General features: G+C 70.8%; 14 protein-coding genes and 1 riboswitch. Of the genes, 3 read left to right on the top strand and 11 right to left on the bottom strand.

Translation table 11 applies throughout. The features are described from left to right. Nucleotides 1–2: 2 nt before the first annotated feature. Genes J3A75_RS29400 through J3A75_RS29390 form a run of 3 tightly spaced genes read right to left on the bottom strand, consistent with a single transcriptional unit; the run spans nt 3 to nt 3,807 of the window. Nucleotides 3–2,270 (bottom strand): xanthine dehydrogenase family protein molybdopterin-binding subunit, encoded by a 2,268-nt coding sequence (locus J3A75_RS29400; protein ID WP_024828765.1) that lies wholly within the window; start codon nt 2,268–2,270, stop codon nt 3–5. An 8-nt stretch (nt 2,271–2,278) separates the two neighbouring features. Further along, nucleotides 2,279–3,286, bottom strand: coding sequence for an FAD binding domain-containing protein (locus J3A75_RS29395; protein WP_071000165.1), 1,008 nt, complete (start codon nt 3,284–3,286; stop codon nt 2,279–2,281). After that, nucleotides 3,283–3,807 carry a (2Fe-2S)-binding protein gene (locus J3A75_RS29390; protein ID WP_024828767.1) on the bottom strand — a complete coding sequence of 175 codons (525 nt, stop codon included), beginning with the start codon at nt 3,805–3,807 and terminating at the stop codon, nt 3,283–3,285. Before J3A75_RS29390 ends, J3A75_RS29395 begins: the two co-directional genes overlap by 4 nt. Before the next feature lie 295 nt (nt 3,808–4,102). Here J3A75_RS29390 and J3A75_RS29385 point away from each other — a divergent pair, with 295 nt between their 5' ends. Next, nucleotides 4,103–5,488 carry a M20/M25/M40 family metallo-hydrolase gene (locus J3A75_RS29385; protein ID WP_029358713.1) on the top strand — a complete coding sequence of 462 codons (1,386 nt, stop codon included), beginning with the start codon at nt 4,103–4,105 and terminating at the stop codon, nt 5,486–5,488. Between the two features lie 19 nt (nt 5,489–5,507). Here J3A75_RS29385 and J3A75_RS29380 read toward each other — a convergent pair whose 3' ends face one another. After that, on the bottom strand, nt 5,508–6,230 hold the full coding sequence (locus J3A75_RS29380; RefSeq protein WP_071000164.1) for a ParA family protein: 723 nt from the start codon (nt 6,228–6,230) through the stop codon (nt 5,508–5,510). Nucleotides 6,231–6,527: 297 nt separating this feature from the next. Here J3A75_RS29380 and J3A75_RS29375 point away from each other — a divergent pair, with 297 nt between their 5' ends. Continuing rightward, nucleotides 6,528–7,688 (top strand): SMP-30/gluconolactonase/LRE family protein, encoded by a 1,161-nt coding sequence (locus J3A75_RS29375; RefSeq protein ID WP_083374405.1) that lies wholly within the window; start codon nt 6,528–6,530, stop codon nt 7,686–7,688. Between the two features lie 6 nt (nt 7,689–7,694). Further along, nucleotides 7,695–8,138 carry an MEKHLA domain-containing protein gene (locus tag J3A75_RS29370; RefSeq protein WP_012321399.1) on the top strand — a complete coding sequence of 148 codons (444 nt, stop codon included), beginning with the start codon at nt 7,695–7,697 and terminating at the stop codon, nt 8,136–8,138. Between the two features lie 69 nt (nt 8,139–8,207). On the opposite strand, the gene crcB is transcribed toward J3A75_RS29370, so the two are convergent. From crcB to J3A75_RS29335, 7 genes are all read right to left on the bottom strand, one after another. Next, nucleotides 8,208–8,639 carry a fluoride efflux transporter CrcB gene (crcB, locus tag J3A75_RS29365; protein ID WP_012321398.1) on the bottom strand — a complete coding sequence of 144 codons (432 nt, stop codon included), beginning with the start codon at nt 8,637–8,639 and terminating at the stop codon, nt 8,208–8,210. A gap of 79 nt (nt 8,640–8,718) precedes the next feature. Continuing rightward, a riboswitch (Fluoride riboswitch) is annotated at nt 8,719–8,780 on the bottom strand. Nucleotides 8,781–8,845: 65 nt separating this feature from the next. Further along, nucleotides 8,846–9,826, bottom strand: coding sequence for an ABC transporter ATP-binding protein (locus J3A75_RS29360; protein WP_071000163.1), 981 nt, complete (start codon nt 9,824–9,826; stop codon nt 8,846–8,848). Next, entirely contained in the window at nt 9,823–10,803 is a 981-nt protein-coding gene (locus J3A75_RS29355; protein ID WP_058606270.1) for an ABC transporter ATP-binding protein, read from the bottom strand. The genes J3A75_RS29360 and J3A75_RS29355 overlap by 4 nt, the downstream gene beginning before the upstream one ends. Continuing rightward, on the bottom strand, nt 10,800–11,771 hold the full coding sequence (locus tag J3A75_RS29350) for an ABC transporter permease (RefSeq protein WP_071000162.1): 972 nt from the start codon (nt 11,769–11,771) through the stop codon (nt 10,800–10,802). The genes J3A75_RS29355 and J3A75_RS29350 overlap by 4 nt, the downstream gene beginning before the upstream one ends. Before the next feature lie 10 nt (nt 11,772–11,781). Continuing rightward, nucleotides 11,782–12,762 (bottom strand): ABC transporter permease, encoded by a 981-nt coding sequence (locus J3A75_RS29345; protein WP_029358725.1) that lies wholly within the window; start codon nt 12,760–12,762, stop codon nt 11,782–11,784. A 9-nt stretch (nt 12,763–12,771) separates the two neighbouring features. Next, on the bottom strand, nt 12,772–14,388 hold the full coding sequence (locus J3A75_RS29340; protein ID WP_012321393.1) for an ABC transporter substrate-binding protein: 1,617 nt from the start codon (nt 14,386–14,388) through the stop codon (nt 12,772–12,774). Nucleotides 14,389–14,732: 344 nt separating this feature from the next. Continuing rightward, nucleotides 14,733–17,891 carry an efflux RND transporter permease subunit gene (locus J3A75_RS29335; RefSeq protein ID WP_012321392.1) on the bottom strand — a complete coding sequence of 1,053 codons (3,159 nt, stop codon included), beginning with the start codon at nt 17,889–17,891 and terminating at the stop codon, nt 14,733–14,735. Between the last annotated feature and the right edge of the window lie 8 nt (nt 17,892–17,899).

Genomic DNA, 17,899 nt, shown 5'->3' with positions numbered 1-17,899 from the left:
GCTCACAGGAGCTTGTCGACGGTGATCGGCAGGTCGCGCACCCGCCTGCCGGTGGCGTGGAAGACCGCGTTGGCGATCGCCGCCGCGGTGCCGACGATGCCGATCTCGCCGAGCCCCTTCACGCCCAGCGGGTTCGCCTTGTCCTCCTCCTCCACGAAGATCACGTCGATGTCGTAGATGTCGGCGTGGACGGGCACGTGGTACTCGCCGAGATTGTGGTTCATGAACCGGCCGATGCGGTGGTCGAGCATCGACTCCTCCTCGAGCGCCGAGCCGATCCCCATCACCACGCCGCCGAGGATCTGGCTGCGCGCCGTCTTCGGGTTCAGCACCTTGCCGGCCGCGATCGCCGAGACGATGCGGGTGACCCGGACCTGGCCCAGCTCCTCGTCGACCTTCACCTCGGCGAAGATCGCCGAGTGGGTGTAGGCTTCGTATTTCTGATTGAAGTCCTTGTCGGGCCCGGCCTCCTCGACGGCCTCGACCTTGTCGACGCCGGCCGCCTGCAGGACATCCACCAGCGCGACGCTGCGGCCCGGGTCGCCCGCGACCGCGATGCGGCCGTCCGCGAACACGGCCCGGTCGAAGTCGACGTTGGCGAGCGGCGAGTTCTCCATGGCGCGGGCGAGCTTGAACACCTGGGCGCCGACGTTGCGGCAGGCCTTCATCACGGCGGTGCCCGAGGAGGCGGCGGTCCACGAGCCGCCGGCGACCGGGGCCTCCGGCAGGCGGGTGTCGCCGAGCTTGGTCGTCACCGCGTCCATCGGCAGGCCGAGCGTGTCGGCCGCGATCTGCGTCAGGATCGTGTAGGTGCCGGTGCCGATGTCGCCGGTGGAGTTGCCGACGGTCAGGCGGCCGTCCGGCGTCAGGGTCGCGATGGCGCTCGACTGCATCATCATCGATTCCCAGATGCCGGTGGCCACGCCCCAGCCGACGAGTTCCCGGCCGTCGCGCATGGAGCGGGGCTCGGGGCTGCGCCTCGCCCAGCCAAACCGCTCGGCGCCCTGCCGGAAGCAGCTCTTCAGCTCCTTCGAGCCGAACGGCTTGCCCTCGGCGGTGGCGTCGGACTCGGCGTAGTTCTTCAGCCGCAGGTCGATCGGGTCGAGCCCGGTCGCGTAGGCGAGCTCGTCCATCGCGGTCTCGATCGCGAAGACGCCGGTCACCGCGCCGGGCGCGCGCATGTCGCCGGGCGTCGGCGTGTCGAGCTTCACCAGCCGGTAGCCGAGGGCGACGTTGTCGCACCGGTAGAGGACGCCCGACCAGTTGACGACGACCTCCTGGTAATCCTCGTACTGCGAGGTGCCCTGGACCGCGTCGTGGCGGAGGGCCGTCAGCGTCCCGTCCGGCTCGGCACCGAGCGCGATCGTCTGCAGCGCCTCGGACCGGTAGGTGAAGCTCCACAACTGGTCGCGGGTGAGGGTCACGCGCACGGAGCGCTTCAGCTCCTGGGCGGCCAGCATCGCCAGGAACAGCTGGTACTGCGGGCGCAGGCCCGAGCCGAAGCCGCCGCCGAGATAGGGGTTGAGCACCCGCACCTGATCGGGCTTCAGGCCGAAGACGTTGGTGAGGTACTGGTGGCTGTTCGAGACGCCCTGGATCTTGTCGTAGACCGTGTAGGTGCCGTCCTGCTCGACCACCACGGTGGAGGCGTGCGGCTCCATCGGGTTGTGGTGCTCGTCGGCGAGGCTGTAGGCGCCCTGCACGCGGACCGGCGCGCTGCCGAACGCCGTGTCGGCGTCGCCCCAGGGCTCCGGCGGCGGCTTGATGCCCGTGCGCTTGTAGGGCGGGTCGTAGGCGGTGCCGCGCAGGGCCTCCAGGTCGGTCCCGGGCTCCTCCATCGCGTAGCTCACGCGGACGAGGGACGCGGCGTAGCGCGCCGTCTCGAAATCCTCCGCCACCACCAGGGCGACCGGCTGACCGCTGAACACGATCAGGTCGTCGTAGAGGGCGCGGAACGGCGAGCCGGGGGGCGCCACCTGGTCCTGGAAGTTCTTGTCCCGCCACGCGGTGCGCGGCCGGTTCTCGTGGGTGAGCACCGTGAGGACGCCCGGCACCGCCTCGGCCTCGGCGGAGTCGATGCCGGTGATCCGGCCCTTGGCGATCGAACTCGACACCACGAAGCCGTAGGCGAGGTCGGGCGCGGCGAACTCGCCCGCGTACTTGGCGAGGCCGGTGACCTTGGCGGGCCCGTCGATGCGGCTGCGCGGGCTGCCGACGAAGGTGTCGCGGCCGGTGGAGCTGAAGGTCTGGGGGCTGGAGGTGTGGGTCATGGCGGGACCTACTGGATGCGCTTGTCGCTGAGCGACTGGGGCGTGCCGGCGGCGGCCTGCTCGAGGCCGCGCACAATGGCCCGCCGGGCGAGATCGATCTTGAAGCCGTTCTCCGACTGGGGCTTGGCCTCCGCGACGATCAGGTCGGCCGCGGCCTGGAAGCTCTCGCGGGTCGCGGGCTTGCCCTCCAGCAGGGCCTCGGCCTCGCGGTTGCGCCAGGGCTTGTGGGCGACGCCGCCGAGCGCCAGCCGGGCGGTCTTCACCCGGTCGCCGTCGAGCTCCAGGGCCGCCGCCACCGAGACCAGCGCGAAGGCGTAGGACAGCCGGTCGCGCAGCTTCAGGTAGGTGTAGTGCTGCGGGAAGCGGCTCTCCGGCAGGTCGACCGACACGATGATCTCGCCGGGGGCGAGGTTCGTGTCCGTCTCAGGAGAGGCCCCCGGCAGGCGGTGGAACTCGGAGAACGGGATCGCCCGGTCGCCCTGCGGCCCGCTCACCCGCACGGTGGCCTCCAGGGCGGCCAGCGCGATGCACATGTCGGAGGGGTGGGTGGCGATGCAGTGCTCGCTCGTCCCGAAGATCGCGTGGATGCGGTTCATCCCGCCGATCGCCGGGCAGCCGGAGCCCGGCGCGCGCTTGTTGCAGGGCGTGGCCACGTCGTAGAAATAGTAGCAGCGGGTCCGCTGAAGCAGGTTGCCGCCCGTGGAGGCGGCGTTGCGCAGCTGCGCCGAGGCGCCGGCCAGGATGGCGTTGCGCAGGAGCGGGTAGCGGGCCGCGACCTGATCGTCGTACGCCACCTTGGCGTTGGTCACGAGCGCCCCGATCCGGAGACCGTCCCCGTGCGCCTCGATCCGGTCGAGGGGCAGCTGGGTGATGTCGATCAGCCGGCCCGGCTTCTCGACCTCGTACTTCATCAGGTCGATCAGGTTGGTGCCGCCGGCGATGAAGCGCGCGCCGGCCCCGAAGGCCTGCACCGCCTCCGCCACCGTGCCGGCGCGGACGTAGTCGAAGCGGTTCATCGGGCGCCTCCCTGCATGACGTCCTCGATGGCGTCGACGATGTTGGTGTAGGCGCCGCAGCGGCAGATGTTGCCGCTCATCGCCTCGCGGATCTCGTCCCTTGTGCGGGCGTGGCCCTCGTTCATCAGGCCGACCGACGAGCAGAGCTGGCCCGGGGTGCAGTAGCCGCACTGGAAGGCGTCGTGCTCGATGAACGCCTCCTGGATCGGGTGAAGGGCGTTGCTGCCCGCCCGGTCGCCGAGGGCGGCGAGACCCTCGACCGTCGTGATCTCGGCGCCGTCCTTCATCACCGCCAGCGTCAGGCAGGAATTCACCCGGGTGCCGTTCACCAGCACCGTGCAGGCGCCGCACTGGCCGTGGTCGCAGCCCTTCTTGGTGCCGGTGAGGTCGAGCCGCTCGCGCAGCAGGTCGAGGAGGGTGGTCCACGGCGCGACCCGGAGTTCGCGCCGCTGCCCGTTGATCGTCAGCGTGATGCCGATCGGCGTGTCCGCCGACACCGGCGGCTGGGTCTCGAGTCGCATGATGTCGTCCACGGGCTGGGCCGGCCGGAGCCGGGCGGGAACGGATCGGCCGAAGCGGCAGCCGAGAGAGACGGGCGGGCGTCGGCCTGAGCTTTCGGTCGATAACCATTCCAATCTGCGCCTGTTCCGGCGCGCGCGCTCTCAACCCGTGAGCGATGGCGGCGCGCCGGCGGCCAGAAGTCCGTCCGCCGCACCGTCCGACGTTGCCGCCGCGGCCCCGCCTCGGCTAACCCTCGTGCGCGCGGAATTCCCGCAGAGTTCTCGCAGAGTCCACGCCGTACCCCGGAGCCCCCCGATGGCCGCGCTCGACGCGATCCTCAACGACATCGACACGGACCTGGAGAACGCCCTGGAGCGGCTGTTCGCCTTCCTGCGGATCCCGTCGATCTCCACCGATCCCGCCTATGCCGGCCCGTGCCGCGAGGCCGCCGCCTGGCTCGCCCAGGACCTGACCGCGCTCGGCTTCGAGACCTCCGTGGAGGAGACCTCGCTCCATCCGGTCGTGCTGGCGCACAAGCCGAAGCCCGGGGCGCCCCACGTCCTGTTCTACGGCCATTACGACGTGCAGCCCGTCGACCCGCTCGATCTCTGGACGACGCCGCCCTTCGAGCCGCGCATCGCCGAGGACGGCCGGGGCGGCAAGACGATCGTCGGGCGCGGCGCCTCCGACGACAAGGGTCAGGTGATGACCTTCGTGGAGGCCTGCCGGGCCACCATCGCCATGACCGGCGAGCTGCCCTGCGGCGTCACGATATTGATCGAGGGCGCCGAGGAGAGCGGCTCGCAGGGACTTCCCGAGTGGGTCGCGGCCAACCGCGAGAGACTCGGCTGCGACGTGGTCCTCGTCTGCGACACCGGCATGTGGGACCGGAAGACCCCGGCCATCACCTCGTCGCTGCGCGGGCTCGCCTATTTCGAGGTGAAGGTCACCTGCGCCGACCGCGACCTGCATTCGGGCTTCTTCGGCGGCGCCGCCCGCAACCCGATCCACGTGCTGGCCAAGATCATCGCCGACCTGCACGACGCGGACGGGCGCGTGACCATCCCGGGCTTCTACGAGGGCGTGCACGAGCGCCCGCCCGAGGTCCTGGAGCAGTGGCGCGGCCTCGGCCTGACGCCGGAGACGCTGCTCGGGCCGATCGGCCTCAAGGAGCCCGCGGGCGAGCGCGGCCGGATGCCGATCGAGCTGGTGCAGTCGCGCCCCTCCTGCGACGCCAACGGCATCGTCGGCGGCTATACCGGCGAGGGCACCAAGACGGTGATCGCCTCCACCGCCTCCGCCAAGGTCTCGTTCCGCCTCGTGGACGACCAGGACCCGAAGCGGCTCGCCGAGAGCTTCGAGGCCTTCGTGCGCGCGCGGGTGCCGGCGGACTGCCAGGTCGAGGTCATCACCTACAAGGGCTCGCGGGCGATCAGCCTGCCCTTCGACATGCCGCAGCTCGGGGCCGCCAAGGCGGCGCTGCAGGACGAGTGGGGGGTGCCCGCGGTCACCGTCGGCGCGGGCGGCTCGATCCCGATCGTCGGCGACTTCAAGCGGATCCTGGGGCGCGACACCCTGCTGATCGGCTTCGGGCTCGACGACGACCGGATCCACTCGCCCAACGAGAAGTACGACCTGACGAGCTTCCACAAGGGCACGCGCTCCTGGGCGCGGATCCTCGCGGCCCTGGGCCAGGGCTGAGCCCGGCGGAGGGCCGATCTCAGCGGGCGGGCGCCGCCCGCATCTTCCCGTCGATCCAGGCCCAGAGCGCCCGGACCTCCTCGGCGGCCTGGCTGCCGGGGGCGAATTCCGTGACGCCGAGCCCGGTCGCCAGGGCGTCCTGGTGGTCGACCCGGTGGATGATCCCGGGCTCGGCCAGGACGCCCAGGGCGCGGAGCTGCGCCGCGTAGGCGCTGGTGCGCGGCGAGGGCGGCGGCGGGCACTGGTTCAGCACCAGGGCCAGCCGCTCCCGCAGGCCGAGGCCGACGAGCGCCTGGAGCGTCGGCCGGGCGGCCACGATGTCGAGCCGCGAGGGGCGCACCGGCATCAGGACGAAATCGGCGTCCTTCAGCGCGGGCGCGAGGCCGGAGGCGCTGCCGGCGGTGTCGAGGACGGCGAGCGTCGTGCCCTGCTCGGCGAGGATGCCGAGGATCTCCGAGAGCTGGCCCATCTCCCAGGGCTGGACCCGGTCGACCGCGACGGCGTCGCTCCCGCTCCTGCCGTCATTCTTGCGCAGGGCTCCCCATCCGGCCAGCGAGCCCTGCGGGTCGAGATCGAGCGCCGTCACCTGCTCGCCCGCCTCCGCGGCGGCGACGGCCAGGGAGGCCGCCAGGGTGGTCTTGCCCGTCCCACCCTTCTGCACGGCCAGGGCGAGGACCCGCAGCGGCCCGGCGGCGGGCCGGGGCGCGGTCTCCGGCGCCGGTTCGGATCCTCCGGGATCCATGCGTGTCCCACCTCTCCACATCGCCTGCCCGGGCCGCGGCCCGCGCGGCGCCGAATCGAACGCCCGGCCCGACCGTGCTTAGCGTGCCGCCGCGGGCCGGGGCCAGCGTCGCGCCCCGGCACCTGTGGACCGCCCGCAGGCGGCTCCCGATCGCCGGGCGCGCGGGTCTGCGCCGGGCTTCCGTCCAGATGCGGCGTCGGGGGATCGGGCACCGGGCCCGCGCGTTGGGCCGGCACCCCCACGGGTTGAGCGGCGCGCCAAGGCCCTCGCCCCGACAAGCTCCGCGACAGGATCCCCATGCGCCTCGATCGCCGCCGCCTGCTCGGAACGGGTCTCGCGGCCCTCGCCGCCCCCGCGGCGCGCGCCGCGGCGCCGTCGCCCCCGACGAGCCGGCCGGTGGGGACGCTGGAGCTCGCCGTCGCGGCGGACGCGCCCTCGACCCCCACGGGGCTCGCCATCGCCCGGGGCGGCCGGATCTTCGTGATGATGCCGCGCTTCACCGGCGCCGAGCCGATCACCCTCGGCGAGGTGCTGCCCGACGGGTCGGTGAAGCCCTACCCGGACGCGGCGACCAACCGCCCGGATCCGGGGGCGCCGCAGGCGTCGCTGTTCCACGTCCCCAACGGCGTCTTCGACCGCCACGACACCCTCTGGGTGCTCGATGCCGGTCTGCCGGAGGGCAAGGGCCGGCCGGTGCCGGGCGGCGCGAAGATCCTGGCGATCGATATCGGCCGGAACAGCATCCGCCGGACGATCCCCCTCGACGCGGGCGTGGTTCCGGATTCCTCCCTGAACGACCTGCGGGTCGACGTGCGCGACGGCCGCGCGCTGGCCTACGTCACCGACCAGGGCCAGGCCGGCGCGGGCGCGATCCTGGCGGTCGACCTCGACAGCGGGCGGGTGGTGCGGCGCCTCGCGGACCATGCCAGCACGCGATCCGAGGAGGGCCTGGTCAAGTTCGTGGAGCGCCGCCCCGTGATGGAGCGGAAGGGCGACGCGCCCGAGAAGAGCCCGAAGGGCGGCGCCAACGGCATCGCGATCAGCCCGGACGGCGGCCGCCTCTACTACGCGCCGCTGATGAGCCGGCGGCTCTACGCGGTCGAGACCGCGGCCCTGCGCGACCCGGACGTCCCGGACGCGGCCGTGGCCGCCGCGGTCCGGGATCTCGGCGAGAAGGGCATGACCGGGGGACTGACCACCGATTCCGAGGACCGGGTCTATCTCAGCCTGCAGGAGCACAACGCGGTCGGCCGGCGCCTGCCGGACGGCACCGTGGAGGTGCTGGCCGCCGACGACCGGCTGGTCTGGGCCGACACCTTCTGGATCACCCCGGACCGTTGGCTCTATATCTCGGCGGCCCAGGTCAACCGGCGGCCGGAATTCAACCGCGGCCGGGACCTGCAGCAGCCGCCCTACGCGATCCTGCGCATGCGCATCGACGCGGACCCAGTCCTGTAGCGGATCATGACGGACCTCTCGCACGACCCGGACTTCTTCGCCCTGCTCACCGGCAGCTACGCGCGGCGACTCGGCGAGTCCCTGGTGCCGGCGGGAGCCGACGCGGACTGGCTCTACGCGGAGGCCCCCTTCGCGGTGCTCGCCCATGACGGCGGCGCGGATCCGCGCTTCGTCTACGCCAACCGGACCGCGCAGGCCTGCTTCGGCTACGCGTGGGACGAACTCGTCGGCCTGCCCTCGCGGCTCTCGGCCGAGGCTCCCGAGCGGGCCGAGCGGCAGCGGCTCCTCGACGCGGTCACCCGGGACGGCTTCAGCCGCGGCTATCGCGGCCTGCGGATCGCCAAGGACGGACGGCGCTTCTGGATCGACCAGGCGGTGGTCTGGCAGCTCGACCGCGACGGCGCGACGGTGGGCCAGGCCGCGACCTTCGCGCAGTGGCGCGACGCGTGAGGGCCGGGCCGCGCCGGGGCCCGTGAGCCCCGCGGCGGCCCATGCCCGCCGTTGCGGGTGGCCGTCCGGTCAGCCGTCCTCCTCGATGCTCACCTGGGCGATCTGCACGGCGCCGCCGTTCCAGTGGGCCGCCACGACGTGGCCCAGCGCGACCGCGAGGACGCAGAGCACCACCGAGGCGCATACGTTCACCATGGCGCGGACCACCGCGCCGTTCCGCATGAGGTCGAGGGTCTGGAGGCTGAACGACGAGAAGGTCGTGTAGCCGCCGCAGAGCCCGATCATCACGAACAGGCGCACGTTCTCGGAGACCGGGAATCGCCCCTGCGCCAGGGTCAGCGTGCCGAACAGGCCGATGATGAACGAGCCGGTCACGTTGATGAGGATCGTGCCCCAGGGCAGGTCGCGGCTGATGGGCAGCGACAGCACCGAGACGACGTAGCGGGCCAGCGTGCCGAGGGCCCCGCCGATCATGACCAGGATGCAGGTGGTGAAGGACATGCGCGCTCCAGTTCGTCGGGCGGGCATGAGAAACCCGCCGTCGCGGCGGGTGCTTGCAAGACGCACTCCCACCGCCGGTTTCGCGGTAGGAGTCATCAGCCCTGACGGGCGGTTTCGGGGAACTCCATCCCCATCGGGACGGGCCATAGCGCCTGCCCGGGCCGAGCGCAACGGCAGGCCGCGGGCGGCCGCTCAGTGCCGGTCCCTCAGGCGCGCCCCTCCTGCACGGCGTGGCAGGCGACGCCGTCGAGGAGCGCCGGCACCTCGGTCCGGCAGCGGTCGTTGGCCAGCGGGCAGCGCGGGTGGAAGGTGCACCCGGAGGGCGGGTCGATCGGGTTCGGGATCTCGCCCGAGACCGGCACCCGGGCGCGGCCGACATGGGCGAGGTCGGGCACCGCGTCGAGGAGCATCCGCGTGTAGGGATGGCGCGGCGTCGCGAACAGGTCCTTGGCGGAGGCGACCTCCACGAGGCGGCCGAGATACATCACCCCCACCCGGGTCGCCATGTGGCGGACCACGGCGAGGTTGTGGGAGATGAACAGGTAGGTCAGCCCCAGCCGGTCCTGCAGGTCGCGCATCAGGTTGAGGATCTGCGCCTGCACCGAGACGTCGAGCGCGGAGGTCGGCTCGTCGCCCACCAGGAACTCCGCCTGGCTCGCGAGCGCCCGGGCGATCGCCACCCGCTGGCGCTGGCCGCCGGAGAATTCGTGCGGGTATTTTCGCGCGTCGTCCGGGTGGAGCCCGACCAGCCCGAGCAGCTCGCTGACCCGGGCGCGGATCGCCCCCTCGCCGTGGATCAGGTTGAAGGCCCGGATCGGCTCGGCGATGATCTTCCCCACCCGCCAGCGCGGGTTCATGGACGCGTAGGGGTCCTGGAAGATCATCTGGATGCGCGCCCGCAGGCGCCTGCGGGCGGCGGCCTGGCGCGGGTCGGTCATCGAGACGCCGGTGATCGTCACCTCGCCGGCGGAGGGCGGCAGCAGGCCGACCACCATGCGGGCCACCGTGGACTTGCCGGAGCCGGATTCGCCGACGATCGCGAAGGTCTCGCCCTTCTCGATGGCGAAGCCGACCCGGTCGACCGCCGTGAGGAACTTCCGGGGCTCGCGCTCGATCACCCGGTTGAGCCAGGGCTTCGAGACGTCGAACCGGCGGCGCAGGTCGGTGACTTCGACGTAGGCGCTCACGCCGCACGCTCCGCTGCATCGTACAGGTGACAGGCGACCCGGCTCGCGTCGACCGGGATCGGCTCCGGCCGCTCGACGCGGCAGCGGGCAAAGACCTTCGGGCAGCGCGGGTTGAAGGCGCAGCCCTTCGGGATGGCGGTGAGCCGCGGCATCGAGCCGGGGATCTGGCTCAGCCGGTCGGCCTCCTGCGACAGGGTCGGGATCGCTCCCATCAGGCCGACCGCGTAGGGGTGGTGCGGCCTGGCGATCACCGAGGCGACCGGGCCGATCTCGGCCACCCGCCCGGCATACATCACCGCCACCCGGTCGGCGGCCTCGGCGATCACGCCCATGTCGTGGGTCACCAGCATCACCGCGGTGCCGTGCTCGCGGCAGAGGCGCTTGAGCAGGGTGATGATCTGGGCCTGGACCGAGACGTCCAGAGCCGTGGTCGGCTCGTCGGCGATGATCAGCTCCGGCTCGGCGGCGAGGGCGAGCGCGATCACCACCCGCTGGCGCATGCCGCCGGAGAATTCGTGCGGGTAGCCGTCGATCCGCCGCTCCGGCGCCGGGATGCCGACCTCGGCCAGCAGGTCGATGGCGCGGGTGCGGGCGGCCTTGGCCGACAGGTCGGTGTGGGTGCGCAGGGTCTCGACGATCTGGTCGCCCACCCGGAACAGCGGGTCGAGCGAGGTCAGCGGATCCTGGAAGATCATGCCGATGCGCCGGCCCCGCACGCGCCGCATCGCCTCCGGGGAGAGGTTGTCGATGCGCTCGCCGCGCAGGCGGACCTCGCCGCCGGCGATCCGGCCGGGGCGGTCGATCAGCCCGATCACCGCCGAGCCGGTCACCGACTTGCCGGCCCCGGACTCGCCGACGACGCCCAGAATCTCGCCGCGGCCGATGTCGAACGAGACCCGGTCGATGGCGGTGAGCGGCCCGCGGCGGGTGTCGAAGGCGACCGTCAGGTCGCGCACGGAGAGGACGGTGTCGCTCATTGCAGCTTCGGATTGAGCGCGTCGCGCAGCCAATCCCCCAGGAGGTTGATGGCGATGACGAGGCCGGCCAGCGCCAGACCCGGGAAGGCGACGATCCACCACTCGCCGGAGAACAGGAACCGGTTGCCGGTGCGGATCAGGGTGCCGAGCGACGGCATGGTCTCGGGCAGGCCGGTGCCGAGGAACGACAGGGTCGCCTCGGTGATGATTGCCAGCGCGAGGTTGATCGTCGCGATCACGAAGACCGGGCCGGTGACGTTCGGCAGGACGTGGCGGATCATGATCACCGGGGGCGACAGGCCGATCAGCCGGGCCGCCTGGACGTAGTCCTTGCCCTTCTCGACCATCACGGAGGAGCGCACAGTCCGGGCGTATTGCACCCAGAAGGACAGGCCGATCGAGACCACGATCAGCCCGATCAAGGGCCCGACATCCAGCGCGCTGCCGAAGCTCGCCTTGGCGACGCCGTCGACCACCAGGGCGATCAGGATCGCCGGGAAGGTGAGCTGCACGTCGGCAACCCGCATGATCAGCGTGTCGAGGAAGCCGCCCGCGTAGCCGGCGATCAGGCCGAGCGCGATGCCGAGGATCCCGGAGGTCACCACCCCGAGCACGCCGACGATCAGCGACAGGCGCAGGCCGTACAGCACCGCCGAGAGCACGTCCCGGCCCTGGTCGTCGGTGCCGAGATAGTACGGCGCCTGCCCGTCCGCCTGCCAGATCGGCGGCAGGTTGGAGTTGATCAGGTCGAGCTGGGCCGGGTCGTAGGGGTTCTGCGGCGCGATCCACGGCGACGCGAAGGCGAGCCCGACCATCAGCACGGTGGCGACCAGCGCCGCCACAGCGGTTTTCGAGCGCAGAAAGTTCGCCAGCAGGTCGGAATCGCGCCAGCGCGCGAGGCGGGAGGGCTTCGCCTCCGGCAGTGGGACCGGCGGGGCGTCGCCCGCGTCGATGTCACGTCCGCTCATCGGTCGCTCCTCACGCCGCCCGCCCGGCGGGCAGCCGCAGGCGCGGGTCCACCACCGTGTAGAGGATGTCGACCACGAGATTGATGGTCACGAAGATCAGCGCGACGAGCAGCAGGTACGCGGACATGATCGGGATATCGACGTTCTGCACGGCCTGGACGAAGAGCAGGCCCATGCCGGGCCACTGGAACACCGTCTCGGTGATGATCGAGAAGGCGATCACCGAGCCGAGCTGGAGGCCCGCGATGGTGATCACCGGCACCAGGGTGTTCTTCAGGGCGTGCCGCAGGTGGACGGCCCGGGTGGTGAGCCCCCGCGCCCGGGCGAAGCGGATGTAGTCGGTGCGCAGGACCTCCAGCATCTCGGCGCGCACGAGCCGCATGATCAGCGTCATCTGGAACAGGCCGAGCGTCACCGAGGGCAGGATCAGCGCCTTGAGCCCGGAGGCGGTGAGGAAGCCGGTGGTCCACCAGCCGAGCCGGACCGTGTCGCCCCGCCCGTAGGAGGGCAGCCAGCCGAGCGTCACCGAGAACAGGTAGATCAGGAGGATGCCGATCAGGAAGGTCGGCAGGCTGATCCCGATCAGCGAGACCGCCTGGAACAGCCCGGCGAGCCAGGACTCGCGGAAGAGCGCGCAGTACACGCCCATCAGGATCCCCACCACCAGGGCGAAGACCGTGGCGCAGAAGGCGAGCTCCAGCGTCGCCGGCATGCGCTCGGCCAAGAGCTGCGAGACCGGCTGCCGGAACTGGTACGAGATGCCGAACTGGCCCCGCACCACGTTGCCGGCATAGCGGACGAACTGGACCAGGACCGGGTCGTCGAGGCCCAGATCCGTCCGGATCTGGGCCCGCTCGGCCACGGTGGTGTCGGGGCCGACGATCTGGTTCACGGGATCGCCCGCGAACCGGAACATCGCGAAGGCGATGAGCCCGACGACCGCGAGGACCGCGGCCGCCTGGATCACCCGGCGCAGCAGGAAGGCGAGCACGCCGCGCTCCTACTGCGGGTCCTTCGACACCCAGTAGAGCAGGAGCAGGTTGTCGGCGCGCTGGGTCAGGTGGACCTTCTTGGAGACGCCCCAGGCGAGCGCCTGCTGGTGCAGCGGGATGTAGCCCCAATCGGCGTTGAGGACGTCGAAGCCCTCCTTGATCAGGGCGTCGCGCTTGGTCTTGTCGGTCTCGCCCTCGACCTTGTCGGCGATCTCGTCGATCTTCGGATCGCAGTAGCCCGCGAGGTTCCAGCCGCCGCGGCCCGACTTGTCGCCGGGCTTCCGGCAGCCGACGATCTCGTAGAGGATGTTGTGGCTGTCGAGCGAGGACGGGGTCCAGCCGAGCAGGTAGAACGAGGTGTCGTAGTTCGGCGCCAGAACCTTGGCGAAGTACTTGGCCTTCGGCTGGGCGTTGAGGTTCACCTTGACGTTGATGCGGGCCAGCATCGAGACCACCGCCTGGCAGATCGCCTCGTCGTTGACGTAGCGGTCGTTCGGGCAGTCCATGGTGAGCGAGAACCCGTCCGGGTAGCCCGCTTGGGCCATCAGCTCCTTGGCCTTCTTCAGGTCGGTGGCCGGGCGCTTGAACTCGGCGCCGCGGTCGTAGAGGGCCGGGGCGATCATCAGCGCGGAGGGCACCGCCTGCCCGCGCATCACGCGCTTGGCGATCGTGTCCTCGTCGATGGCGAGGTAGAAGGCCTCGCGGACCTTGATGTCCTTGAACGGGTTCTTGCCCTTGACGCTCGAGTCCTTCAGCTCGTCCCGGTCCTGATCCATGCCGAGGAAGATCGTGCGCAACTCAGGCCCGGCCATCACGGTGGCGGTGCCGCTGGCATTGACCCGCTGCTGGTCCTGCAGCGGCACGGGGTCGATCCAGTCGACCTCGCCGGAGAGCAGCGCCGCGACGCGGGTCGCCGGGTTGGCGATGGTGGTCAGCACCGCCTCGTCGAGGTTCGACTCGACCTTGCCCCAGTAGCCGTCGAACTTCTTGAAGACGGTCTTCACGCCGGGCTGGTGCTCGGCGATCACGAACGGGCCGGTGCCGTTCTCGTGGAGCGTCGCGTAGCTCGGGCTGGTGGCGCTGGGCGGCGTCGGCTGGACGACGCCGTTCTTCTCGGACCACGCCTTCGACATGATCACCCAGGTCGGGAACTGGGCGATGGCGATGGGGTTCGGCTTCTTCAGCACCATGTCGACGGTGTAGTCGTCGACCTTCACGAACTCGGCGTCGGCGGGCACGTTGGTCGTGAAGTTCGAGCCCGGCGCGCGGACGCGCTGGGCGGAGAAGATCACGTCGTCGGCGGTGAACGGCGAGCCGTCGTGGAACTTGACGTTCTTGCGCAGGTGGAAGCGCCAGCGGGTCGGCTCGGGCGTCTCCCAGGATTCCGCGAGGGCGGGCGCGAATTTCAGGTTCTTGTCGAGGGTGACGAGGGGCTCGTAGGCCGCCTCCTGCATCCCTTCCGTGAAGCTCTCCTTGAGGGAGTAGGGATCGAGGGATTTCAGGTCACCCTGGAAGGCGAAGCGGAAGACGTTGGCGGCCTGCGCGGGCAGCGCGGCGAACGCGAACGTCGCGACCGCGACCGCGGACACGCCGCGGGCGAGAATCTTCAGGGCTGAACGGGACAAGCGGATCTCCGAGACCGTGAATGCGCCACCGGCCGGCAGCCCCGGCGGTGTCCACCGCGGCGACAGCAAGCTTCGGACCAGCTGTATACAAGACGAAGGCCGAGCCTGTCGCGGCTGCGCGACATGAGTCGCCTTGCAAAGCGCGTTTTCCCCGCTTCATCGCCATGTCCGATCGATGGCTGTGACGCGCCCCGTCTTTGCGAGCGCAGCGAGGCGAGCCAGGGCGGCGCCACGCCTCGCGGCGTCGTGCGACCCTGGGTCACTTCGCTCCGCCCGTGATGACGGAGCGGCCGGCACCCAACGAAGACGTCGACCGGACGCCAGAGCGCGCGGCCGAGGCCGGCCTACTCGGCCGCCACGCGCGCCGGCTCGTGCCGCGTCTCCGCCTCGGCCCGCTCGCCCTCCGCCACCGCCTTGCGCCGGAACAGGCGCATGACGACGACGAAGAACACCGGCACGAAGAACACCGCCAGCACGGTCGCGGTGATCATGCCGCCCATCACGCCGGTGCCGATCGCCTGCTGGCTCTTCGAGGCGGCGCCGGTGGCGATGGCCAGCGGCACCACGCCGAAGATGAAGGCGAGCGAGGTCATCACGATCGGCCGGAACCGGAGCGTCGCGGCCTCGATCGCCGCCCGCACCACGGAGGTGCCGGGCTTCCAGAGGTCGCGGGCGAACTCCACGATCAGGATCGCGTTCTTGGCCGAGAGGCCGATGATCGTGATCAGCCCGATCTTGAAGTACACGTCGTTGGGCATGCCGCGCAGGTACACGGCCGCCACCGCGCCGATGACGCCGAGCGGGATCACCAGCATCACCGAGACCGGGATCGCCCAGCTCTCGTAGAGCGCGGCGAGGCACAGGAACACGATCAGCACCGACAGGGCGAGCAGCAGGCTCGCCTGGCTGCCCGCCTGCTTCTCCTGGTAGGACTGGCCCGTCCAGGCGTAGCCGAAGCCCTTGGGCAGCTGCAGCATCAGCCGCTCCATCTCGGCGATCGCGTCGCCCGACGTGTAGCCGGGGTTCGGCTCGCCGGTGAAGCGCACCGACTGGTAGCCGTTGAAGCCGACGATCTGGCTCGGCCCCATGCTCCATTTCAGCTCCGCGAAGGACGACATCGGCACCATCGTGTTGGTGGCGTTCTTCACCGCGTAGTTGAGGATGTCCGCCGCGTTCATGCGCTGGAGCTGCTCGGCCTGGACGTAGACGCGCTGCATCTTGCCGCGGTTGGGGAAGTCGTTCGGGTAGACCGAGCCGAGGTTGAGCTGGATCGTGTTGTTGATGTCCTCGAACTTCACGCCGAGCGCCGCCGCCTTCTCGCGGTCGATGACCAGCTCCGCCTGCGGGGTCGGCGGCAGGCCCTCGATCTTCACCTTCTGGAGGATCGGGCTCTGCTGCGCGAGCTTCAGGAGCTGCTCCTGGGCCGAGAGCAGGGCCGCGTAGCCGCGGTTCGCCCGGTCCTGCAGGCGGAACGAGAAGCCCGCCGCGTTGCCGAGGTTGTCGACCGGCGGCGGCTCCTGGGCGTCCACCGTGGCGTCGCGGTAGCTGGCGAGCGCCGCGTTGGTGCCGGCCACGAGGGCGGCGGCCGAGTTCTTGGCGTCGCGCTCGGACCAGGGCTTCAGGGTCACGAAGGCCTGGCTGGTGCTCGGGGCCTGGCCGGAGAACGAGAAGCCGTTCAGCATCGTCACGGTGGCGACGCCGGGCTGCGCCAGCAGGTGCTCCTCGACCTTGCGCACCGCCTCCTGGGTGCGGTTGTAGGAGGCGCCCGGGGGCGTCTGGACGTCGACCGTGAAGAAGCCCTGGTCCTCCACCGGCAGGAAGCCCTCCGGCAGGTTGACGAAGGCGTAAGCGGTCCCCGCCACGAGCGCGACGTAGACCAGCATCACCCGACCGGACTTCCGGATGAACGCCGCGGTGCCGCGGCCGTAGCGGGCGGTCTCCCGGTCGACGAACCGGTTGAACATCCCGAACACGCCGCCCTTGGCGTGGCCGTGGCCTTTCTCGATCGGCTTCAGGAAGGTCGCGCAGAGCGCCGGCGTCAGCGACAGGGCGAGCAGCGCCGAGAAGGCGATGGAGGTCACCATCGCGATCGAGAACTGCCGGTAGATGATGCCCACCGAGCCGGGGAAGAACGCCATCGGGATGAACACCGCCACCAGCACCAGGGTGATGCCGATGATCGCGCCGGTGATCTGCCCCATGGCCTTCTTGGTGGCCTCCTTGGGGGGCAGCCCCTCCTCGTTCATGATCCGCTCGACGTTCTCGACCACCACGATGGCGTCGTCGACCAGGATGCCGATGGCCAGCACCATGCCGAACATGGTGAGCACGTTCACCGAGAAGCCCGAGATCCACATCACCGTGACGGTGCCCATGAGGGCGATCGGCACCACGATGGTGGGGATCAGGGTGTAGCGGATGTTCTGCAGGAACAGGAACATCACGAGGAAGACCAGCACCACCGCCTCGACGAGCGTGTGCAGCACCTTCTCGATGGAGGCCTCCACCGCCGGGGTGATGTCGTAGGGGATGTCCCACTTCAGGTCCGGCGGGAAGAACTGGGACAGCTCCACCATCTTGGCGCGGATCGCCTTGGCGGTCTCGAGCGCGTTGCCGTCGGGGGCGAGCGTCACCGAGATGCCGGCGGCGGGGCCGCCGTTGAGGCGGGTCGAGAACTGGTAGGCGTCACCGCCGAGCTCGATCCGGGCGACGTCGCGCAGGCGCACGTTCGAGCCGTCGGGATTGGCCCGCAGCACGATGGCGCCGAACTCCTCGATCGTGCCGAGCTGGCCCTTCACGATGATCGGCACGGTGAGCGCCTGCCGGGTCGGGCTCGGCTGCGCGCCGACCGACCCGGAGGCGACCTGGACGTTCTGGTTGCGGATCGCGTCGGTGACGTCCGAGGCGCTGAGCGAGAGGCCGCGCAGCTTGTCGGGATCGACCCAGACGCGCAGCGACCGCTCGGTGGAGTAGAGCGTCGCGCGCCCGACCCCGGGGATGCGCCGGATCTCGTTGATGACGTTGCGGATCAGGAAGTCGCCGAGGCCGACCTCGTCCATCGACCCGTCGGTGGAGACGAGGGTGATGATGTTGAGGGTCGCGGCCGAGGCCTCCTCCACCAGGATGCCCTGCTGGCGCACTTCCGCGGGCAGGCGCGCCTCGACGCGCTTCAGCCGGTTCTGCACCTCGACCGAGGCGAGCGACGGGTCGGTGCCCGGCTGGAAGGTGGCGGTGATGTTGACCGAGCCGAACGAGTCGGTGGTCGACTCGAAGCTCATGATGTTGGCGGCGCCGTTGAGCTCATCCTCGATGAGCCGGGTCGTGCCGATGTAGAGGCTCTCCACCGAGGCCCCCGGATAGGCCGTGGACAGGGCGATGGAGGGGGGCGCGATCACCGGATACTGCGCCACCGGCAGGTTCGGGATCGCGAGGGCGCCGCCCAGGCAGATGAACAGCGCCACCACCCAGGCGAAGACCGGGCGGTCGATGAAGAAGCGTGCCATGATCGGGC

It is taken from the genome of Methylobacterium sp. PvP105 (assembly GCF_017876975.1).
Taxonomy (GTDB): Bacteria; Pseudomonadota; Alphaproteobacteria; order Rhizobiales; family Beijerinckiaceae; genus Methylobacterium; species Methylobacterium radiotolerans.
Note: the sequence above shows the minus strand (reverse complement) of the source record. Positions and strands in the feature narration are given on the sequence as shown.